At 58.4% G+C, this 21,723-nt stretch carries 23 protein-coding genes and 2 tRNA genes; 20 read left to right on the top strand and 5 right to left on the bottom strand.

Annotated elements, in window-relative coordinates; genetic code table 11:
• Nucleotide 1: 1 nt before the first annotated feature.
• The 14 genes from FGU65_RS07435 (at nt 2) to FGU65_RS07370 (ending at nt 13,237) form a co-directional block, all read left to right on the top strand.
• On the top strand, nt 2-1,942 hold the full coding sequence (locus FGU65_RS07435) for a type II secretion system F family protein (protein ID WP_301663805.1): 1,941 nt from the start codon (nt 2-4) through the stop codon (nt 1,940-1,942).
• Nucleotides 1,943-2,283: 341 nt separating this feature from the next.
• Nucleotides 2,284-2,694, top strand: coding sequence for an alpha/beta hydrolase (locus FGU65_RS07430; protein ID WP_301663804.1), 411 nt, complete (start codon nt 2,284-2,286; stop codon nt 2,692-2,694).
• Between the two features lie 45 nt (nt 2,695-2,739).
• Nucleotides 2,740-3,069, top strand: coding sequence for a V-type ATPase subunit subunit G family protein (locus tag FGU65_RS07425; protein ID WP_301663803.1), 330 nt, complete (start codon nt 2,740-2,742; stop codon nt 3,067-3,069).
• Entirely contained in the window at nt 3,056-5,020 is a 1,965-nt protein-coding gene (locus FGU65_RS07420) for a V-type ATP synthase subunit I (protein WP_301663802.1), read from the top strand. Before FGU65_RS07425 ends, FGU65_RS07420 begins: the two co-directional genes overlap by 14 nt.
• Before the next feature lie 3 nt (nt 5,021-5,023).
• On the top strand, nt 5,024-5,281 hold the full coding sequence (locus tag FGU65_RS07415; RefSeq protein ID WP_301663801.1) for an ATP synthase subunit C-like protein: 258 nt from the start codon (nt 5,024-5,026) through the stop codon (nt 5,279-5,281).
• Between the two features lie 11 nt (nt 5,282-5,292).
• On the top strand, nt 5,293-5,871 hold the full coding sequence (locus tag FGU65_RS07410; RefSeq protein WP_301663800.1) for a V-type ATP synthase subunit E family protein: 579 nt from the start codon (nt 5,293-5,295) through the stop codon (nt 5,869-5,871).
• A 13-nt stretch (nt 5,872-5,884) separates the two neighbouring features.
• Nucleotides 5,885-6,940, top strand: a complete 1,056-nt coding sequence (locus tag FGU65_RS07405) for a V-type ATP synthase subunit C (protein ID WP_301663798.1) — start codon at nt 5,885-5,887, stop codon at nt 6,938-6,940.
• A gap of 1 nt (nt 6,941) precedes the next feature.
• A complete protein-coding gene (locus tag FGU65_RS07400; protein WP_301663797.1) occupies nt 6,942-7,244 on the top strand; it encodes a V-type ATP synthase subunit F in 303 nt (100 codons plus the stop codon).
• Nucleotides 7,235-8,998 carry an ATP synthase subunit A gene (locus FGU65_RS07395; protein ID WP_301663796.1) on the top strand — a complete coding sequence of 588 codons (1,764 nt, stop codon included), beginning with the start codon at nt 7,235-7,237 and terminating at the stop codon, nt 8,996-8,998. Before FGU65_RS07400 ends, FGU65_RS07395 begins: the two co-directional genes overlap by 10 nt.
• Nucleotide 8,999: 1 nt before the next feature.
• Nucleotides 9,000-10,385: an ATP synthase subunit B gene (locus tag FGU65_RS07390; protein ID WP_301663795.1), complete on the top strand. Its 1,386-nt coding sequence runs from the start codon at nt 9,000-9,002 to the stop codon at nt 10,383-10,385.
• Nucleotides 10,386-10,391: 6 nt separating this feature from the next.
• Nucleotides 10,392-11,021: a V-type ATP synthase subunit D gene (locus FGU65_RS07385; RefSeq protein ID WP_301663794.1), complete on the top strand. Its 630-nt coding sequence runs from the start codon at nt 10,392-10,394 to the stop codon at nt 11,019-11,021.
• Between the two features lie 17 nt (nt 11,022-11,038).
• Nucleotides 11,039-12,253 carry a phosphoglycerate kinase gene (locus FGU65_RS07380; protein ID WP_437344440.1) on the top strand — a complete coding sequence of 405 codons (1,215 nt, stop codon included), beginning with the start codon at nt 11,039-11,041 and terminating at the stop codon, nt 12,251-12,253.
• Between the two features lie 125 nt (nt 12,254-12,378).
• Entirely contained in the window at nt 12,379-12,597 is a 219-nt protein-coding gene (locus FGU65_RS07375) for a DNA adenine methylase (RefSeq protein WP_367652367.1), read from the top strand.
• 52 nt (nt 12,598-12,649) lie between these two features.
• Entirely contained in the window at nt 12,650-13,237 is a 588-nt protein-coding gene (locus FGU65_RS07370) for a DNA adenine methylase (protein WP_301663793.1), read from the top strand.
• A gap of 629 nt (nt 13,238-13,866) precedes the next feature.
• Here FGU65_RS07370 and FGU65_RS07365 read toward each other — a convergent pair.
• From FGU65_RS07365 to minD, 4 genes are all read right to left on the bottom strand, one after another.
• A complete protein-coding gene (locus FGU65_RS07365) occupies nt 13,867-14,724 on the bottom strand; it encodes a damage-control phosphatase ARMT1 family protein (protein ID WP_301663792.1) in 858 nt (285 codons plus the stop codon).
• A 40-nt stretch (nt 14,725-14,764) separates the two neighbouring features.
• A tRNA-Pro gene (locus FGU65_RS07360) sits at nt 14,765-14,838 on the bottom strand.
• 61 nt (nt 14,839-14,899) lie between these two features.
• Entirely contained in the window at nt 14,900-15,097 is a 198-nt protein-coding gene (locus FGU65_RS07355; RefSeq protein ID WP_301663791.1) for a hypothetical protein, read from the bottom strand.
• Complete coding sequence (gene minD, locus FGU65_RS07350) at nt 15,094-15,879, bottom strand: cell division ATPase MinD (RefSeq protein ID WP_301663974.1); 786 nt, start codon at nt 15,877-15,879, stop codon at nt 15,094-15,096. The genes FGU65_RS07355 and minD overlap by 4 nt, the downstream gene beginning before the upstream one ends.
• 368 nt (nt 15,880-16,247) lie before the next feature.
• On the opposite strand from minD, the gene FGU65_RS07345 reads away from it, so the two are divergent.
• Nucleotides 16,248-16,625, top strand: a complete 378-nt coding sequence (locus FGU65_RS07345; protein WP_301663790.1) for a roadblock/LC7 domain-containing protein — start codon at nt 16,248-16,250, stop codon at nt 16,623-16,625.
• Nucleotides 16,625-17,257: a response regulator gene (locus tag FGU65_RS07340; protein ID WP_301663789.1), complete on the top strand. Its 633-nt coding sequence runs from the start codon at nt 16,625-16,627 to the stop codon at nt 17,255-17,257. The genes FGU65_RS07345 and FGU65_RS07340 overlap by 1 nt, the downstream gene beginning before the upstream one ends.
• A gap of 6 nt (nt 17,258-17,263) precedes the next feature.
• Here FGU65_RS07340 and FGU65_RS07335 read toward each other — a convergent pair whose 3' ends face one another.
• On the bottom strand, nt 17,264-17,707 hold the full coding sequence (locus FGU65_RS07335; RefSeq protein WP_301663973.1) for a phosphate-starvation-inducible PsiE family protein: 444 nt from the start codon (nt 17,705-17,707) through the stop codon (nt 17,264-17,266).
• Between the two features lie 198 nt (nt 17,708-17,905).
• Between FGU65_RS07335 and FGU65_RS07330 the strand changes: the two genes are divergently transcribed.
• The 4 genes from FGU65_RS07330 (at nt 17,906) to rpoB (ending at nt 21,705) form a co-directional block, all read left to right on the top strand.
• Nucleotides 17,906-17,979: transfer RNA gene (locus FGU65_RS07330), tRNA-Lys, on the top strand.
• Between the two features lie 80 nt (nt 17,980-18,059).
• Entirely contained in the window at nt 18,060-18,311 is a 252-nt protein-coding gene (locus FGU65_RS07325; protein WP_301663788.1) for a DNA-directed RNA polymerase subunit H, read from the top strand.
• 41 nt (nt 18,312-18,352) lie between these two features.
• A complete protein-coding gene (locus tag FGU65_RS07320; RefSeq protein ID WP_301663787.1) occupies nt 18,353-19,894 on the top strand; it encodes a DNA-directed RNA polymerase subunit B'' in 1,542 nt (513 codons plus the stop codon).
• Nucleotides 19,891-21,705, top strand: coding sequence for a DNA-directed RNA polymerase subunit B (rpoB, locus tag FGU65_RS07315; protein ID WP_301663786.1), 1,815 nt, complete (start codon nt 19,891-19,893; stop codon nt 21,703-21,705). The genes FGU65_RS07320 and rpoB overlap by 4 nt, the downstream gene beginning before the upstream one ends.
• The last annotated feature ends 18 nt before the right edge of the window (nt 21,706-21,723 follow it).

The raw sequence follows: 21,723 nt of genomic DNA, 5'->3' as shown, positions 1-21,723 counted from the left end.
AATGACGTTCCGACCGGCAGCCCAGGCACGGCAGGGGATTCACTGGTGGGTCACGCGTGACCCTATCAAGTACCGGAGCCTCCGCGAGGATATGATCGCGGCACGGATCGGGATGACCCTCGACCACTACATCCTGCGGTCGATCCTGATCTCCGCGCTGGCGGGGGCGCTCTGGGCGGTGCTCGGATACCTTGCGGCAAATCTCTTCTTAACGCCGCTCCTCTCCGTTCGCATCTATAATGTATTCAACGTCCAGGTGCCCTCGATCATCCCCGCCGATCTCTCCTTCGGCCTTCTGCGTGCCGTCGCGGCGCTGGTCATCTTCCTCGTCGTCTCCTCCCTGGTCTACGTCTTTCTTCTGAAGTATCCGTCGTTCCAGAAAAGCAGCCGGGCGACGAAGATCAATCTGCTGCTCCACAACGCAGTCTCGTACATGTACGCCATGCGGCGGGGCGGCACCCACCTGATGGTCATCTTCCGGTCGGTCGCGGAGAACTCATCGATCTACGGCGAGGTCTCAAACGAGTTCCGGCAGATCGTCCGGGATACCGACTATTTCGGGTACGATATGATCTCGGCCATCAAGCACCTCCACGAGACCACCCCCTCGGATAAGATGCGTGATTTTCTGCAGGACATGATATCGGTGATCGACAGCGGCGGAGACGTCCTGACGTTCCTCGCCGCCAGGGTGCGCACTTACCAGGAAGAGGCGCGGTTCGAGCAGAAGACGTTCCTCAACACGCTTCAGCTTGCCGCCGAGGGGTACGTCACGCTCTTTGTGGCCGGCCCGCTCTTCATCATCATCATCATGGTCGTCATGGGCTTCATGGGCACGGCGCCGATCATGGAGCTCTCGGTCGTGACCTACATGCTCATCCCCCTGGGTTCGCTCGTCTTTATCCTCTTCATCGACATGATCTCGATCAAATCCGAGAACGTCGAGCGCTATATCGGGACGAAATGGCTCCACGAGTACTCGGACGTCCGGACAGAAAAGCGCGAGGGGGAAGAGCCGCTCTTTGCCCAGCTCGAGCGCTACGACCGGTGGCGCAAAGTCCGGGAATTCTTCCGCCACCCCCTCCAGACATTCCTCATCGAGCCGTCGCGGACATTCTACGTCACGGTGCCCATCGCACTCGTATACGTCGGCCTGACGCTCCTCTCGATCCCCCAGTACGCCGATATCGAGGTTCTGATAGATGTCATCGACGACCACATCGTCTTTGGCATCCTGATGATACTGCTCCCCTTCGGCGTCTTCTACCAGCTCTGGAGGAGCAAGGTGATGAGCATCGAGGCGGGAATCCCTGATTTTCTCGACCGCCTCTCCGGCATCAACCAGGTCGGCCTGACGCTTGCACAGGCGATCACGATCCTGGTCCGGGCGAACCTCGGCGTCCTCACCTACGAGATCAAGCGGATCAAGCGGGACATCGAGTGGGGCGCGAACATCAACGAGGCACTCGTCCGGTTTGAAGAGCGGGTCCGGACCGCCTCGATCGCCCGCACCGTCACCCTGATCACGAAGGCCAGCCAGATGACCGGCGATATCGGGGAGGTCCTCAACATCGCAGCCCGCGATGCGGAGATGTCCGAGGTGCTGAAACGCGAGCGGATGGCCGAGATGTTCATCTACACGGTGATCGTCTACCTCGTCTTCTTCGTCTTCCTCTTCGTCGTCGTCGTCATCGACAGCCAGTTCCTCTCCGCCCTGGCCGAGATCAACACCGAAGGCCTCAAGGGCGTCGGCGGCGCAATCCAGATGGGAAATACGCCGATCATGACCTTCGAACGGCTCCTGTACCACACGTGCCTGCTCCAGGCCTTCTTCTCAGGGCTGATCGCCGGGGAGATGGGCGAGGCGTCGCTCCGGGCGGGCGTCAAGCACGCTGCGGTCCTGATCCTCATCGCCGTCGTCGTTTTCACGATCTTTCTCTGAGCGATGGGCCGGTGTCTCGGCAGGGTTTTATACCTTTTTGTGCAATCATGGTACCGGTGAATACCAGATGTGCAGCACCGGCGGTGGGCCCGACGTTGAATGGAACGAGAGGCTGAAGGCAAGCAAGCGGTACCGATGCAAAGACTGTGAACAGACGTTTGAGAGCCCGAGCAAACGTCCGATGTGTCCGAGCTGCCAGTCCGAGGATGTGGAAGCGGTTTAATACCCGCGTTGCACGCACGTCCGCAGGTTCTATGCCGACTCGGATGCATGTACCTCTCGATGAGGGTTTCCTCCTCATACGAAAGGGACATTCCTTTTTACTGATTGGAAAAGCGGGCGTGCGGTATGCGCTCACCTTCGAAACGTTCGAGAAGGAGTACTCCGAGACCGTCGAGCCCGATGATCTGGTCGTCATATCGGCGCCCGAGGGCGGATCGGTGGATGCGGCCTCCATGCTGCTCGAGCTCGTCCGGGGGAACCATATACCGCTCGTTGTCCTGCCGAAGGGCCATCCCGGCTCACAGCGGCTCAAGATGGTCGTCTCGGTCGCTCCCGCGATCCTGCTCGCCTGTGACATCCAGCGCGGGACACATCCCGAGCAGCACGTGCTCTGTTCGTCGAGCGAGCTTGCAGGGATGCGTATTTCAGGGACGGAAAGCGGCGTTGAGATTGAGCAGATGCCGCCGGATACGGCTGTGGAATACTATGATCCGGGCGGATCTGCGGACGACAAACAACAATGTATATAAGTTCATTTCCATCAAATATTCATATGCCGTGAGAAGGAGGGTTTGATGAAGACCGAGGTCCTGAAGAGCATCAAAAAAACTGAGGAAGAGTATCAGGCGATGATCAGTGATGCGCAGGCGGAGAGGAAAAAAAGCCTCTACGATGCGGAGCTGGAAGCTGAAAACCTGATTCTGAAGGCAACAAGCGATGCCGAGGAATACAAAAAGCAGCGCCTTGCCTCCGCACGCGAGCAGGCGCAGCAGAAGTACGCTGAGATCGTCAAAAAAGGAGAGCAGAGCGCCGAAACACTGAAAACGGAAGGCAGCAAGAAACTTGACACTGCTGTCGATTATATCGTTTCACGTTTTAAGGAGCAGCTGAATGTTACGGCCTGAACTGATGCGCAGGCTGCTCATTGCGGCTCCGAAAGGGCAGATCGATGCCGTGATCGCAACGCTCTACAAGCACAATGCCTACCACATCGAGGACTTTGTGGCTGAGAGCGAGGCGGCCGTTCCGGTCAAGATCGGTATGCCCCGTCCGGGAGCGAGTGACGCAGCTTCAGCGCTGATCAAAATCAGAGCCATCGAGAATGCATGCGGGATCGACCCCGACGAAGTGGAGATCAAGCAGAAGATCCCCGCTGCAAAGGTGCGGTCCATCATTGAGCGTGATCTCCCTGCCCTTCAGCACGAAGTGGAGGAACTCCTCGCAAAGCGGTCGAGGCTGGAGGCGAACCAGAAAGAGTCCGAGCAGCGGGCACGCGAGCTCGAGCCTTTTGCAGCGATCCCTCTCGATATGGAGATGTACCACGGCTACGAACGCTTTTCTGTCCTTGTAGGGCATATCCCCAAAGATATCCAGATCGCCGTACCCCATGAGAAATATTTTTCAGACAAGGTCGCCGGCAACATCGTCGTCGTGATCGTCCAGAGCAGCGATCGCGAGGCGGTTGAGCGTACGCTTCTGGACGCCGGATTCCAGGCGGTTCCGATACCTGAAGAGACAGGCTCTCCGCAGAGCCGCATTGATCACTACACGAAAGAGGTCAAGCAGCTCGAAGGCGAGATATCGGACATTAACCGGCGAATTCAGGATGTAAAAGACCGGCATGGGGAAACCCTGGTAGCATGCGATGAACTACTCACGGCTGATGTAGAGCGGGCGGAAGCCCCGTTGCGTTTTGCTACCACGGAAGAGACGTTTGTCACGGAAGGATGGGTGCCCGCAGACGGTGTGGAGAAGGTCAAAGAGGAACTCGTCCGGGCCGCCGGTGGGAAGATCTACATCACGGAGATGGAGATTGAGAATCTGAACGACGTGCCGGTAGAGTACCAGAACCCGTCATTTGCGAAGCCGTCGCAGATGCTCATGGATCTCTACTCCCGTCCCAAGTACACCGAGGTTGATCCGACCCTGATGGTGTCGATCGTCTTCCCGCTCTTCTTCGGGTTGATCCTCGGCGATGTCGGGTACGGACTGATCCTGCTGCTTCTGACGTTTGGTCTCCGGAAGTTCTTCAAAGCCGGTGAGGGGCGGCAGCTCCTGATCTCGCTACGTAACGCCAGTATTGCCAGTATCGGTTTCGGCATTCTTTTCAGCGAATTCTTCGGGTTCGCACTGCCCTGGGAGCCGATCATCTACAGCCGCCACTTAAACATCGGCGGCCACGCTTCTGAGCACGGAGCTCAGGTGGCGGAACTGTTGATCGTCTCGATCTGGATAGGTATTCTGCATATCTCGCTCGGGCGGGTTCTTGGCATCGTCAATGCCAGGAAGATGTACCACGGGAAGCACGCCACAAAGGCGATGCTTGCAAACGCCGGATGGCTCGGTACTATGTGGGGTATTCTCCTCATGATCTGGTCTCTCTATGCAATCCCGTTGATGCCCGATCTTACCGGGCTTCCGATGATTGCAATGGGACTGAATCTGGCAGCGGTTATCGGTGTTGTTCTCCTTCTGGGAGGTATCGTTGCCATTGCTCAGGAGAACGCTCTCGAAGTGGTTGAGATCCCGACCATCATCAGTCATGTGCTTTCATATGCCCGTCTGACTGCGGTGGGGCTCTCTTCGGTCGCTATTGCACTGGTAATCAACTACATTGCCATCGGCATGATGATTGAGCCTCAACTCGAAGAGATCACCGTCGTCGGTGTCCTCATCATCATCGTTGGCATCCTTGTCTTCCTCCTGGGACACGCGCTGAACACGGCGCTTGGCATCCTGGGCGGCGGACTGAACTCGATTCGTCTTCACTATGTCGAATTCTTCACCAAATTCTACAAAGGTGGAGGAAAGAAGTACGATCCCTTTGGAATGGAACAGAAATTTACGGAGGAATAAACTATGGTAGATTTTGGTACAGCAGAACTCACTCTTGAAATGATTCAGGCATCGCAGGTTGGTCTCAAGGCAGTCGGCGCAGGTCTCGCCGTCGGTCTCACCGGTATCGGTACCGGTGTCGCCGAGATGGGTATCGGTGCTGCCGCAGTCGGTGCGACGGCAGAGAACAAGGACATGTTCGGTCTGGCACTGCTCTTCACGGTTATTCCTGAGACAATCGTCATCTTCGGTCTTGTGGTCGCACTGCTGCTTCTGTTCTGATGGAGTGAACCATGGGACTTGAAGCTGTCGTCGATGAGATCAAGGAAAAAGGGCGAAGAGAGGTAGAGGCGGCCCGTGCGGAGACCCGCAAAGAGGTCGAAGAGATTCTGCAGAACGCCCAGGGGCGTGCAGAATCCATCAAACTCGCCGCAGAGGAGGAATCGGAGCGCCAGGCTGCTCACATCGTGAACCAGGAGGTCTCCGCTGCCAACCTCATCGTCAAGCGGCAGGTCTTGAACGCCCAGAAGAAACTCCTTGATCAGGTCTATCAGGCCTCATTAGCCGCTGTCAGGGATCTCCCGGCAGATTTCCATAAAAAGGCTCTTGCCGGACTGCTTGAGCAGGCAGCGAAGGAGATCGACGAGGGTGTGGTACACTGCAACGAGCAGGATGTCCCGGCGCTGCAGGATATCATCTCCTCCTCAACGACCCTGAAGGGTTACAGCGTGGGTACGGCGATCGATATCCCTGGTGGTATCATCGTCGAGAGTACGGATGGCGAGCTGCAGATCGACTACAGTTACCGGACGTTTCTGAACGATGTATGGGAATCAGAGCTGAAGGCTGCATCTGATCTCCTGTTCGGGTGAGGAGGCTTCAGATATGGCAGAGATAAGTAGCGGATCGGCGCAGTACATCTACGTCTGTACCCGCATGCGGGTGCGGCGCTCGCAGCTGATACCGCGTGAGGATTATCTCCGCATGCTGAATATGAGCCTGCCTGAGATCACCCGGTTTATCGAAGATACCGGATATAAGTCCGAGATCGACGAGCTTGCTACCGCATTCTCCGGTATCGACCTCGTCGAGGTGGCCCTAAGCTGGAATCTTGCCAAGGAGTACCAGAGCATTCTTGCGATCACGCCCGGAGAACTGATGCGGTTCACCGCAAGTTACCTCCGGCGCTGGGACATCCAGAACGTGCTCACCATCCTCCGCGGCAAGACCCAGGGCATGCCGGCCGGCAAGATCCGCGAAGTGCTGATCCCCGCCGGCGCCCTCGATCGGGTCTTCCTCGATCGCATGCTCGCGGAAGACTCACCGGAAAGGGTCGTCGAAGCGCTCAAGGGCATGCGTCTTTATCCGGTGCTGGAGCGGGAGTTCCCCCGAGCCCTCGAGACCGGGTCGTTTGCCCGCCTCGAGAACGAGCTCTACAAGGGCTACTACGAGCGGCTGCTCGCAGAGACCAAAGGCGGCGTCAAGGGAGGAAGGGTCTTTAAGGGCTACGTCCAGCTCGAGATCGATATCCGGAATATCCAGAACCTTTTCCGTCTTCGGGCACAGCCCACTCTGGAAGACGTGCGGGAGATGATGATTCCGGGCGGTTCGTTCACTGTCGACGAACTGCAGCGCCTCTCCACTGCCGAGAGCCGCGACGAGTTCATCGACGGCGTCAAGAAGCAGGTGACGCTTCCCCCGCTGCTCAACGTGCTTGAGGATCTCCGGAGCGAGCGCCCCATCCATGAGGTTGAGATCGCGCTGACCCGGGTTCAGCTGGAGCAGATGGATCGGGTGTCCAAGCGGTATCCCTTCTCCATCACTCCCATCCTGGTCTACCTCGAGCAGAAGAAGTACGAGGTCGCAAACCTCCGTGCACTCGCCCGGGGCAAAGAGGCCGGACTCCCCGGTGAGCGAATACGGAGCTATCTGGTGATGTAACATGGAGATCGCAGTAATCGGAAACAGCGAGTTCATCCTCGGTTTCAGGCTTGCCGGTGTACAGAAGACGTATGCCGCCGAGACCGACGAGCGACTGGTCGACTCCGTCACCCGGGCACTCGGAGATAAGGATGTTGGCATTCTCGTCCTGGAAGGCAAAGATATGGAGCGGATCCCCCCACGACTCCGCACCACTCTGGAGAACTCTGTAAAGCCGACCGTAATTACGATCGGCGGTGAAGAAGGCGGCCTTTCCATGCGAGAGAGAATTAAGAGATCGGTGGGTGTTGATCTGTGGAAGTAAAAGAACAAGCAACTGGAAATAGAACAAAAGGCGTCCTGAAAAGGATTTCGGGGCCGGTGGTCACTGCGGTCGGTCTGGACGCGCACATGTACGACGTGGTGAAGGTCGGCGACGAAGAGCTGATGGGGGAGGTCATCAAGATCCAGGGTGAGAACATCATCATCCAGGTCTACGAGGACACCGCCGGTATCCGGCCGGGCGAACCGGTCGAGAACACCGGCCTGTCGCTTGCCGTCGAACTCGGACCCGGTCTCCTGACCAGTATCTACGACGGGATCCAGCGTCCCCTCGAGGTGCTCGTCGATAAGATGGGCAACTTCATCGAGCGCGGTGTATCCGCTCCCGGCCTTTCCCACGAGAAGAAGTGGGAATTCAAGCCGATCGCGAAGGCAGGCGACACGGTCGCCCCCGGCGAGATCATCGGCGAGGTGCAGGAGACGAACATCGTTCACAAGATCATGGTGCCGCCCAACATGAAGGGCGGGAAGATCAAGAGCATCCAGTCCGGCAGCTATACCGTCGACGAGACGGTCTGCGAGCTCGAGGACGGAACCGCGATCACCATGCTCCAGCGCTGGCCTGTCCGTGTCCCACGGCCGGTCGCCGAGAAGATGAACCCGGACATTCCCCTGATCACCGGTCAGCGGATTCTGGACGGTCTCTTCCCGATCGCCAAGGGCGGAACGGCAGCCATTCCCGGCCCGTTCGGCAGCGGCAAGACGGTCACCCAGCAGCAGCTTGCAAAATGGTCCGACGCCGAGATCGTGGTCTACATCGGCTGCGGTGAGCGCGGCAACGAGATGACCGAGGTTCTGACCGAGTTCCCGGAGCTCGAGGACCCGAAGAGCGGCAAGCCGCTGATGGAGCGGACGGTGCTGATCGCGAACACCTCGAACATGCCGGTGGCTGCCCGTGAGGCATCCGTCTACACCGGTATCACTATCGCGGAATACTTCCGTGACATGGGCTACGACGTCTCGCTGATGGCAGACTCGACCTCCCGCTGGGCTGAAGCGATGCGTGAGATCTCCTCCCGTCTCGAAGAGATGCCCGGTGAGGAAGGGTATCCCGCATACCTCGCGGCACGCCTCTCGGAGTTCTACGAGCGTGCGGGTCTCGTCGAGACCCTGAGCAATGCGAAGGGTTCGGTCTCGGTCATCGGTGCGGTCTCGCCGCCCGGCGGTGACTTCTCCGAGCCGGTGACGCAGAACACCCTCCGTATCGTGAAGGTCTTCTGGGCGCTCGACGCCAAGCTCTCGCAGCGGCGTCACTTCCCGGCCATCAACTGGTTAAACTCCTACTCGCTCTACCTGGACACGCTCCACGACTGGTACGACCGCGAGGTCTCCCCTGAGTGGAACCCCCTGCGTGCCTGGGCGATGGAAGTCCTCCAGAAGGAGGCCGAACTCCAGGAGATCGTGCAGCTGGTCGGTTCCGATGCGCTGCCCGACGAGGAGCAGGTCACCATCGAGGTCGCCAGGATGATCCGTGAGATCTTCCTGCAGCAGAACGCCTACGATGCAGTCGACACCTTCTGCCCGATGTCCAAGCAGTACGACATGATGAAGGCGATCAAGGCCTACGCCGATTTCGCCCGCAGCGCACAGGTGGCAGGGGCGACGCCGCAGCAGGTCATCGGTATCAAGACGAAGAACGAGCTTCCGCAGATCAAGTTCATCAAGGATTACGAGCCGGTCCTCGCGAAGATCCTCAAAGACATGGAAGCTGAATTCAACGCACTGAGGGCGGCTTAACATGAAGGAGTACAGAACGGTAACACAGATCGCGGGCCCTCTCGTCTTTGTCGAGAAGACCGAGCCTATCGGCTACAACGAACTCGTCAACATCTCGCTTGCAGACGGGACGATGAAGCGCGGACAGGTGCTCGATACCAGCGACGAGATCGTCGTCGTGCAGGTCTTCGAGACCACCGCCGGCATCGGCAGGGACAGCGGTATCCGCTTCACCGGCGAGACGATCAAGATGCCGGTGGGAAAAGAGATGCTCGGCCGTATCCTCTCCGGAGGCGGTAAGCCGATCGACGGCGGTCCCGATATCGTGCCCGAGAAGCGCCTCGATATAACCGGCGCTGCAATCAACCCGTATGCCCGGAGCTCTCCGGAAGATTTCATCCAGACCGGTATCTCCACGATCGACGGTACCAACACCCTCGTCCGTGGACAGAAACTCCCGATCTTCTCGGGGTCCGGTCTCCCGCACAACGATGTGGCGCTGCAGATCGCCCGCCAGGCGAAGGTGCCGGGTTCGACCGAAGAGTTCGCTGTGGTCTTCGCTGCCATGGGTATCACCCGTGAGGAAGCGAACGTCTTCATGGCCGACTTCGAGAAGACCGGTGCGCTCGAGCGTGCCGTCGTCTTCTTAAACCTTGCCGACGACCCGGCGGTCGAGCGTATCATCACCCCGCGGCTGGCACTCACCACCGCAGAGTACCTGGCGTTCGATCTCGGCTACCACGTGCTGGTTATCCTGACGGATATGACCAACTACTGTGAGGCGCTCCGTCAGATCGGTGCCGCCCGTGAGGAAGTGCCCGGCCGTCGCGGCTACCCCGGATACATGTACACCGATCTTGCCGGTATCTACGAGCGTGCCGGTATCATCAAGGGCGTCAAGGGTTCGGTGACCCAGATCCCGATCCTGACGATGCCCGGCGACGATATCACGCACCCGATCCCTGACCTGACCGGCTACATCACCGAAGGTCAGATCGTGGTCAACCGTGATCTGCACCGGAAGGGCATCTATCCGCCCATCAACGTGCTGCCGTCTCTCTCCCGGCTGATGAACCTCGGTATCGGCGAGGGGCACACCCGTGAAGACCACAAGAAGGTTTCGGATCAGCTCTACGCGGCCTACGCAGAGGGGAACGATCTCCGCGGCCTCGTGGCCATCGTCGGGAAAGACGCACTCTCGGAGCGCGACCGGATGTTCCTCGAGTTTGCTGACCTCTTCGAAGACCGTTTCGTCCGCCAGGGCCTCTACGAGGACCGGACGATCCAGGAGACGCTCGATCTCGGCTGGGAACTTCTGGCGACGCTGCCCGAAGAGCAGCTCGTGCGTATCGACCGCGAACTGATCCAGAAGTATCACCCGAAGTACCGGAAGAACGTGCAGGGGTAGAGATCCATGGCGCTGCGAGACATCAAGCCGACCCGTTCCGAGCTGATCAATATCAAGCGGCGGATCAAGCTCTCGGAGCGTGGCTATAACATCCTCAAGATGAAGCGCGATGGACTGATCCTTGAATTCTTCAAAGTGCTGCAGCAGGCGAAAGACAGCCGCGGCGCGATGCAGGAACGCTATGCGAGGGCGACCGAGATGATCGCCATCGCAGACACCGTTGAGGGTGCGATCGGTGTCAAGGCAGCCGCATTCTCGGCGGCAGACCGTCCGGAGATCACCCTCAAGAGCAAGAACATCATGGGCGTGGTCGTGCCGGAGATCGAGGCCTCGGCGGTCAGGAAGAACCTGGCCGAGCGCGGCTACGGTGTGCTCGGCACCTCGGCCGTCATCGACGAGACGGCGGAGGCTTTCGAGGATCTCCTCGAGAGCATCATCGAGGCGGCGGAGATCGAGACCACGATGAAGCGGCTGCTCGACGAGATCGAGAGCACCAAGCGGCGTGTGAACGCGTTGGAGTTCAAGGTCATCCCCGAGCTCACCGAAGCCAGCAACTTCATCAAGATGCGGCTCGACGAAATGGAGCGTGAAGAACTCTTCCGTCTCAAAAAGATTAAGGCTCGAAGTTCCTCATAGAGTACAGGTGATGTCCGTTGGAGATCGGTACGCTTGCTGGTGCGGGGAGCCGGAGCGGCACGGTTATGCTCCGTGTCGATTTCAACTCCCCCATCGATCCTTCTTCTCATCAGATCCTTGACGATAAACGGTTCCGGGAGCACCTTCCGACGGTTCAGGCGCTCGAGGATGCAAAGCTCGTCATCCTCACGCATCAGAGCCGGCCCGGGAAAAAGGATTTTACGACCCTGGAGGCACATGCAGAGAAACTGGAGCGGTTGAGCGGCCGTCCGGTCGATTATGTCGAGGATATCTTCGGATCTACCGCACGGGAGACGATCCGCGGCATGAAACGGGGAGACGTCGTCATGCTCGAGAACCTCCGGTTCAACGCGGAGGAGAACCTGACGCTGAAACCCGAGGATGCGCAGAAGACGATCCTGGTGCGCAACCTTGCCGCGATGGCGGACCTCTACGTGAACGATGCCTTCGGCACGGCGCACCGGTCGCAGCCCTCGATCGTGGGGCTTCCCCTCGCCGTCAGGACCGTGGCCGGCCTTCTGATGGAGAAAGAGGTTGCATCCCTCTCCCGGGTCTTTGCCGGTGCCCCGCGACCGGTGACTTTCGTCCTCGGCGGAACAAAGATGGACGACTCCGTTGCCGTGGCTCAGCATGTCCTCTCGAGCGGGATCGCCGACCGGGTGGTCGTCACCGGGGTCGTTGCGAACGTCTTCCTGATGGCCCGGGGCATCGATATCGGCAGGCCGTCGGCGCAGCTCATCGAGCAGCTGAAGTACGGCGACCAGGTGCGGATCGCCGCAGATCTGCTGCGGACGTTCGGCGACCGGATCGTCATGCCCGAGACGGTTGCCGTCCGTGAGGACGGCGAACGGGAGGAGTATCCGGTCGAGGCCATTCCGTCCGATGCGCCGGTGCTTGATCTCGGAGTGGACTCCGTTCAGGCTCTTGCCCGGGCGATCAAGGACTCGGGAACGGTCGTGCTGAACGGACCTGCCGGGCTCTTTGAGGAGGACACCTTTGCTGTCGGGACGTTCGAGATCGTCCGGGCCGCGGCCGGTGTCGAGTTCTCGGTGGTCGGCGGCGGGCATACGGCTGTTGCCATCGAAAAACTCGGTCTTGAAGACGACTTCACGCACATCTCCACCGGCGGCGGGGCATGCATCGAGTTCCTCACCGGCAAGAAACTCCCTGCCATCCAGGCGCTGGAGATGTCGAAGGCAAAGTTCGGGTGAGGTATTTCCCGTATCTTTCCCCTCCCCGGTCGGAACGTCAGGATCTCGAACCCGCTGTGCACCGGAGGAGTATGAGCACTTCACCTGCACGACCGTTTCTGAAGTAGGCCGGCGGCAAGTCGCAGCTGCTGGAGGCACTGCGGTTCCGGCTCCCCGGGGCTCTCCGTTCTGGGGCGGTGACCCGCTACGTCGAACCGTTCCTGGGCGGTGGCGCCGTCTTTTTTGCAGTCGCCGGCGATTTTGCTCCCGAGCGGAGTTATCTCTTCGACATCAACGAAGAACTGGTCATCGCCTACCGCGTCGTGCAGCAGGACGTCGAGGCGCTGATCGATACGCTGCCATGAAGATGCGTATCTCCCTCTCTCCGAGGAGGGGCGCCGCGAGTATTACTATGCGGTGCGGGAGCGGTTCAACCGGACGAAGGAGAGTATCGATTACGCGGCCTACACGCCCGGAGTATGGGTGCTTAGGGCTGCCGACCTCATTTTTCTGAACCGCACCTGTTACAACGGCCTCTTTCGCGTGAACTCCCGCGGCCACTTCAACGTACCCTCGGGGAGGTACCGGCATCCCTGCATTGTGAGCCGGGTGAACCTCTGTGCGGCATCGCAGCTGCTTGCCCGGGCAGAGGTGCGGCAGGGCGACTTTACCGCATGCGAGCCGTTCGTCGATGAAAAAACCTTCGTCTATATCGACCCGCCGTATCGGCCGCTCACCCGCACCGCGAAGTTTACCTCCTATGCCCGGAGCAGCTTCGGCGACGACGACCAGATCCGGCTGGCAGCGTTCTGCAGGAGGCTCGACGGCATCGGCGCATACTTTATGCTCAGCAACTCCGATCCTCGGAATGCCGACCCGGATGACGGGTTCTTCGACGACCTGTACGACGGGTTCTCCATCGAGCGGGTTCCCGCCCGCCGTGCCATTAACCGGGACGGAAACGGGCGTGGCTGCCTCGCCGAGATCCTTGTCATGAACTATTGACGAACGGTACATGAACGTGCCGCGGAGACCGGCGGCGTGAAGGAGACGGTGCGCGGTCTTGCATCCCTGTCTCATTGGTGCAAGAAAGGAGTATGGGGGGGGACCGACACCCGGGAGGTACCTGTTTCCCGGTTCTGAACCGAGGATCTCTGTTCTCTGAAAGATGTGTGTATGGTGTTGAATTGCTGAATTGCTGAACACTGGCGAATTGCTGTACGGAATTGCTGGCTTGCTGTAGTATTGAATTCTGGCTGCCGATTTGCATCACTGATAGGTGTTGTGACCTGAAACATACGGGTGTGGTCGTACCCCGGAATATTATCTATACGGAGGGTTATATAATAGTGACTTATTATTATATCTCGATATAAATCGCCCTTAATAGAAAATGCGCCTGTGAAAGATGCCGCCCATGCAAACAAAACCGTTTCAATGAAATCCTGTTTTGCCGCCAGGTATTTATACCCGGACGTACGTCTCAGGGCGCGCAGGGGACGGTGTTTTCGGGAAACCTCGAAGAATCTGCTGATACTTCTCGTCCAGGTAATTGGTACGGTATGTGTGTCTGCGGCCCGCCACGTCTGGGGGTTGCACGGGTACTCGCATGCGGGGAGGGGTGACGGGGGGCATCATTCCCTGAGCAGCGCGATCTTGGATCCGACCGGAATGCCGACGTGGCGTGCGATCGGTTCGCACTTCACCGACATCAGATACGCGACTGGAGGAAGATCCGTGTAATCGGAGAGCGACTCGTAGTTGGCCATGCCTTTCCCGATGATGAGCGTGCACCGGTCGAGCGCGTCCGCAAGGTCGGGAGGCATCGTCTCCAGGTTGAGGCCGAGCTCGGCGACACCCCGCGAGGTCGTCGTCAGAAGATCGACCTTCCGGTCGAGGCCGAGGGCTTTTGCGTCTTCCAGTGTGGCATCGTTGAGAATAGGGGCGCCCCGGACGGCCAGGGTGACGTGCGATCCGTGTCTCTTGAGGTACTCGACAAGGAGCGCATCGAAGACGATCTCCCCGCAGTTGTCGGCGAGGTAGACCACGCGGCTCGTGAGCGCCTCGATAGCCTCGGTGTCGTCCACGGTCAGGCCTGCGGAAAACTCCCGGTGAAAGAACTCTACGAAGTTGTCGGTGACCTTATGCGCCATCGATCCGTAGTCCAGGGTATTGCCGATGACGGCGGCAAGCGCGCGGTCGCGGAAGGTCGCAAGATCGCCGCGGACTGCCCTGCAGACAGCCCTGGCGTCTGCATTGTTCGCCGCTTTCAGTTCCCGGTAGGGATCCCGTGCGCCGACCATCCGGTATGCAAGTCGATGGATCTCGCTTGCAATCACCGGCGAGGGGGCCGGCAGTGTGCGGCGTTCTGCGAGCAGATCGCTGCAGGCCGCTACGATCTCCCTGACCCGCTCATCGTCGTCCGTCACCAGACGGGACTCGTACTCGACGCGGGAAAGCAGACATTCAGCGCATCCGGGGTTCAGTCTCATGGATGTACTGATCGCATCTGCAGAACAAAAAAGATCACAATGGGGCCACTGCGATTTGAACGCAGGTCAGAAGACCCCCAGTCTCCTAGGATGGCCAGGCTACCCTATGGCCCCTCCCTATTCTATGGGTTAGATTTGCTTATGTACTTTCCCTTACGCATTGTGAAAGAGGTTGTTAGATCTTCATCATTTTGTACTCTTCCATGCTCCGGGTCAGCTGCTCAACTTCGCTTCCGGTCACCTCCATCCTGCTGGTGAGGCCCTCGACCTCTGCAAGGAGCTGCTTGATTCGCACGTACATGACGTACATGATGAACAGCAGGCTGATGATGATAAGGGAGAGAATAATGATCATTACACTGTCGATCGTCATGATGGTCTCCTGAAGAGGGTCCGAGCAAGTTTCTCGATGAACCCCTCATCTTTTTCTTCGATGGCTTCTGTATACTCGATTCCGGCCAGAGTGGCTGCAATGCGTCGAAATGCCGCTGACGACGGAGAATCTGGGTGCCGGGATACGACCGGCACTTTACATGCCGACGACCGGCGGACATTCGGATCTTCGGGGATCACGTCGATGATCGGAACTCCCAGAACCTGCTGGATCTTCTGCCGGGAGAGCTCGGAGTCCTGCAGGGTTGCCCGGTTGAGGATGGCGCCTTTGACCGCCCCCCCGACCATCTCCGTCAGTATCTTTACCTTCAGGGCATCGACAAGAGAAGAGATCTCGGGATTGACGACCAGAATGACCTCATCGGCAATGGCAAGCGGGATCACCGCATCGCTGCCGAGGCCGGCGGGGGCATCGAAGAGCAGAAAATCACAGCGGCTGACGAGTTCGCCCATGACGTCCTTCAGCCGTTTTGGATCTGCATCCTGGAATCCCTTGAGCGAGATCCCGCTCGGCACCACCTTCAGTCCTTGAGGTCCGTCGTAGATTGCATCGCCGATCTTTGCCTTCCCGGCCAGCACTTCGTGCAGGGTGATCGAAGCATTCTCAAGGCCGAGAACAAGTCCAAGATTTGCCATGCCTACGTCGGCATCGATGATGTACGTCTCTTTTCCGTATTGGGCGAGCGCGGTACCGAGGTTTGCGGTAACCGTGGTCTTTCCCGTCCCGCCTTTCCCGGAAGCGATAGTGTATGCGCGTATCATCTCATTCCGTCTCATGGATAAATTGAACTTATGTTATAAAGAGATTTCTCTTATTGAAATGCCTTTAAATTTTCCACCTGGTTTTATTACCTGTGTGTAAGGCCTATTTACTAGAATGGGAGATTTTTTGAATAATATTTCTCTCGCAAGAACGTTCAGTTTTCGTCCGATCAGATCGTCCCCGGCCTGCTCCGATAGCCCGGCGGATTGCAGCTCGTGCTTGACTGAGCCATTCGGTGATTCTGCTTACGAGAGAGGTGCTGTATTGAAAAGGAGAGATAACCGGGGGTCTTGGATATACGCGATTCGATATTGATATATGGTGCGAGGTGTATATGTCCTTGTATACATGCTGGGGGTAAATACAAATGGGTGACCATCCATCCGTGGGAGAAAAGGCTCAATCGTACATCGATGAGGTTAAATCCATCGATGGCATCATTGCCTGTGCTCTTGTGTCGCAGGATGGCTTTGTTATGGGCAAGTACTTCCGGGATGACGGGCATGCTCCTTCACTCTTCGCGGCGATGAGCGCTACGATTCTCGCATCCGCCGAAGCCGCTGCAAGTGCCATCCACATCAGCTCCCCCTCATCAGTTATTGTAACCACTGCGGAAGCGGCAATTCTGGTTGTCTATGCAGGAAGTGAACAACTCATCACGGCGGTCGTTGAGAAATCCGCAGATATTTCGGCGATATGTGAGCAGATTGCGGCGATTGCAGCAAGATTCGGGGAGGATATGTGATGTATACGATACTGGTCGTCGATGACAGTCCTATGATCGTTGACGTGTTTGTTACGATGCTGGAACGTGGGGGGTATCGACCGATAACCGCGTACAGTGGTGAAGAAGCGCTTACGGTTCTGAAAGATTCTGTGCCCGACCTGATCCTGCTGGACATTATGATGGAGCCGATGGACGGTTGGGAGACACTGGAGAATGTGAAGGGCAACCCTGCAACGAAGAACATCCCCGTTCTGATGCTGACCGCAAAACCGCTGACTCCCGAAGAGGCGCGGGAGTATGGTGTCTATATCGAAGACTATATCCTCAAACCGACGACCCATCACCAGCTCTACGATGCCATCGAGCGTGTCCTCCAGCGCCGCCACTCCATCTCGGCGGATATCGAACGCGCGAAAGAGGCCGGTATCGACCAGCGAATCATCGATGAATACGAACGGCTCAGCAAAAGCGTCGATATCAATAAGCGTCTTTTGAAGATCCTCGAGACGACCTACAGCATCAAGGATGCAAAGGTAGGGATGGGCGAGAATATCACCCGCGCCATCAAGAGCATGGCGACCAGCATCAAACTGCAGGAAGAGCGCTTAAATCAGATCCGCGACGAGTTCGCCGTCTTTACGGAAGCATAATCTTTTTTATTCGGATGCCGTCTTCGGGCTTCCCCAGCCCCGCTCCTGTTTTCCGATGTAGACGATGGCCACCGTCAGGATCAGGATCGCAACGATGGTGAGCGCAACATCGACGGCCTCAACAGGTTCGACGCCGAAGGTCAGGATGCGCCGCACCATGGCGGTCAGTCCGGCGATCAGAATGGGGGTGACCTGCAGACGGTTCGTCTTGAAGTACAGGGTTACCGTATCCAGCAGTTCGATGATGATGATCGTCAGCAGGAGGGCGTGCAGTACCGCAAGCACGCCGAGAGTCATGTCATCTGCGGTGAAGATGTCCAGAATGAGCAGCGCAACGTCGTAAATAGAGAGTATGGCCAGGATTGAGAGTCCAATGGCGATTGCAAGGTAAATCGCCAGCGTCACGTTCGTCAGAACGTTGATGATCGTCGTCACATGCCGGTTCTGCATCGTCACGCTGCATACCTCTGTAGGGAACTTCTCACTCAATTAGGGCGTCTTAAAGCGCATTAAATATTCCGATAGGTCGGGAAAAGGGATTCAGACATAAAAGTTTATATCGGAATACGTATCATAATATGATGCGCACTGTGGTAAAGTTTTTATACTTTTCTTGCGTTGTAATAATGCTGTGTGGCATGACGCGCGGGGCCTATAGCTCAGTTAGGTAGAGCGCTTGGCTTTTAACCAGGTGGTCGGGGGTTCAAATCCCCTTGGGCCCGTTGCCATGGGCGTTGATCTATGGTTTTTGTAAAGGTGATGCATCTGATATGTGACTCTTTCGTCAGCGGGGTATAAAAAGATGAGCACCTCATTTGACGTACTCAAACACACGATGGTTCCGGACCATCAGATTATGAGCGAAGAAGAGGTACGGGAGCTACTCGCTCTGTACGACATCTCTTTGGAGCAACTGCCAAAAATCTATCATGACGATCCAGCAGTCAGGGCTATCGGCGGCAATCTCGGGGAAGTTGTCAGGATAGTCCGCGAAAGCCGAACTGCAGGCAGAGCCGAATCGTACCGTCTCGTTATCAAGAGACCGAAGAAATAAATCCTGGCCGGGAGCTGATACATCTGATAGACAGAAGTGTATTGTCTAGAGCTTATTTTTCGCGGGAACACGTAGCACGACATCAATTGGACTCCTTTAATAATTTTCTCCTGCACAACCTTCAGAAAGTCGTAAACGAACAGCGTATTATCGAAACAGACATCGAAACGCGTGGAAAGGGAAGAGAAGCTGTCTGGGTTGAGCTCGGGACGATCGAGGTGAAAAAGCCACTCGTCCGCGAGGCGGACGGTTCGCAGTCTGAGCTCTTCCCGAGCGAAGCACGCCTCAGAAATCTCACGTATGCCGCACCGATCCAGCTCAGCATGACGCTCGTCCAGGGCGACGAGCGGCAGGAGCCCGTCATCACCACCATCGGGCAGCTGCCGGTGATGGTTGGTTCGGCTGCCTGCAACCTCTACGGCATGAGCGATGCCGAGCGGGTTGAGCACGGCGAGGACCCGCTCGACCCGGGCGGCTACTTCATCGTCAACGGGACCGAGCGCGTCCTGATGACGCTCGAGGATCTGGCATCCAACAAGATCATGACCGAGTTCACCGAGCGCTACAACGAACGTATCTACGTTGCCAAGGTCTTCTCGCAGTTCCGGGGCTACCGTGCGCTCGTCATCGTCGAGCGGAACCGCAAGAACCTGCTTGAGGTCTCGTTCCCCTCGGTCGCCGGGCACCTCAGGTTCGTCGACCTGATGCGGGCGCTGGGCCTCCCCGGCGACCACGACATCGTCGAAGCCGTCTCCACGGACGAGGACGTGCTCACCTTCATGATGCAGAACCTCGAGGAGAGCGAGTGCGATACCGTTGAGGAGGGCGTCATGTACGTGGGCAAGAAACTCGCCCCGAACCAGACGCGCGACTACCAGCGCAAGCGCGCAGAGTTCGTCCTCGACAACTACCTGCTGCCGCACCTCAACTACCTGATGCCGGTCGGCCTCAAAGAGGAGGATCACGGCTACCTGCAGACGGTTGAGGAGGTCCGGCTTGCAAAGGCGCACTTCCTCGGCCGTATGGCAGAGGCCTGCTTCGATCTCGTCCTCGACCGCCGGCGCATCGACGACAAGGATCACTACTCGAACAAGCGCCTGAAACTCGCCGGCGACCTCATGGAGGACCTCTTCCGGATCTCCTTAAACCGTCTCACACGGGACGTCAAGTACCAGCTCGAGCGCGCCAGCATGCGGCACCGCGATCTCTCCATCGGCACCGCCGTCCGTGCGGACGTTCTTACCGAGCGTCTGCTTCACCCGCTCGCCACCGGAAACTGGGTCGGCGGCAGGACGGGTGTCTCCCAGCTGCTCGACCGCGTCGACCACATGGCCGTGCTCTCCCACCTGCGGCGTGTGATCTCGCCGCTCTCCCGCTCGCAGCCGCACTTCGAGGCGCGTGACCTGCACCCCACACAGTGGGGGCGGATCTGCCCGAGCGAGACACCGGAAGGTCCGAACTGTGGTCTTGTGAAGAACTTCGCCCAGATGGTCGAGATCAGCAAGGGCGTCATCGACGAAGAGGAAGTGAAGAACATCCTGTTTGATTCGGGTGTCATCGCCCTGCGGAGGGAAACCGTATGAAGATGTCACGTGTCTTCGTCGACGGGGCGCTGATCGGGCTCACCGAAGACCCGGTCGCCCTCGCCGCGAACCTCCGGCGCATGCGCCGGCGGGGTGAACTCCCGACCGAGATCAATGTCTCGTACAAGGCATTCAATAACGACGTCATCATCCATACCGACCGCGGCAGGGCACGCCGCCCGCTGATCGTCGTCGAGGACGGCAGGCCGCGGATAATGCCCGAAGACATCGAGCGGCTCCGGGCAGGCGAGATCGGCTTCGACGATTTCGTGAAACGGGGCACCATCGAGTTCATCGACGCGGAGGAGGAGGAAGACCTCTACATCGCCATCAGCGAAGAGGATATCACCCCCGACCACACGCACCTTGAGATCGACCCTGCGCTCATCCTCGGGATCGGCGCGGCCCACGTGCCGTTCCCGGAGCATAACGCCAGTCCGCGTGTCACCATGGGTGCGGGAATGGTCAAGCAGGCGCTCGGGTTTGCCGCGGCGAACATGAAACTGCGGCCTGACACCCGCGGCCACATGCTCCACTACGTCCAAAAACCCCTCACCTACACCCAGACCTCCGACGTCATCGGGTCGGACGACCGTCCCGCGGGTCAGAACTTCGTCGTGGCCATCATCAGCTACGAGGGGTTCAATATTGAGGATGCGCTCATCATCAACAAGGCATCCATCGACCGCGGACTCGGCCGCTCTCACTTCTTCCGTACCTACGACGGGGAAGAACGGCGGTACCCGGGCGGTCAGGTCGACCGGATCGAGATCCCGGACGAAGAGGTTTCGGGTGCGCACGGCGTCGAGTACTATGCGAACCTCGACGAGGACGGCGTCATCAGCCCCGAGACGATCGTCCGGGAAAAAGACGTCATCATCGGGAAGACCTCGCCGCCCCGGTTCCTGGAGGAGCCGACGAGCGAACTGATCGCCGTCGAAAAAAGGCGCGACACCTCGGTGACGATGCGGAGCAACGAGCACGGTATCGTGGACACCGTCATCATCACCGAGGGCGAGAACAGCTCTCGGTTGGTGAAGGTCAGGACGCGAGACCTTCGTATCCCCGAGGTCGGCGACAAGTTCGCGTCCCGTCACGGTCAGAAGGGTGTCATCGGGCTCATCCAGCCCCAGGAGGATATGCCCTTCACCGAGTCCGGGATGACCCCCGACCTCGTCATCAACCCCCATGCCGTCCCGAGCCGTATGACCATCGGCCACATGCTGGAGATGCTCGGCGGCAAGGTCGGCAGCCTCGAGGGGCACCGGATCAACGCCACCGCCTTCCGCGGTGAGCGCGAGGCGGCCATGCGCAAATCGCTCCGGGAGCTCGGGTTCTCCCATACCGGCCGTGAAGTCATGTACGATGGAATCACGGGCCGGCGGTTCGCCGCCGACATCTACGTCGGCGTTATCTACTACCAGAAGCTCTACCACATGGTCTCGAGCAAGATGCATGCCCGGTCGCGCGGCCCGGTGCAGGTGCTGACCCGGCAGCCGACCGAAGGTCGTGCCCGTGAGGGAGGTCTCCGGTTCGGTGAGATGGAGCGCGACGTGATGATCGGTCACGGCGCTGCGATGGCGCTCAAAGAGCGTCTCCTCGACGAGTCTGACAAGGTCTCCGAGTGGGTCTGCGCCAAGTGCGGCATGGTGGCGATGCTTGACCGGAAACGCAAGATCACCCGCTGCCTCGCCTGCGGCGGCGAGACTGACATATATCCGGTCGAGATGAGCTATGCGTTCAAGCTGCTGCTGGATGAGATGAAGAGTATGGGTATTGCTCCCCGCCTGCGGCTCGAAGATATGGTGTAACGGGGGCGAAATACAGAT

Origin of the sequence: Methanoculleus frigidifontis (assembly GCF_030464345.1) — an archaeon.
Taxonomy (GTDB): Archaea; Halobacteriota; Methanomicrobia; order Methanomicrobiales; family Methanoculleaceae; genus Methanoculleus_A; species Methanoculleus_A frigidifontis.
This window is presented reverse-complemented; position numbering and strand designations above follow the sequence as displayed.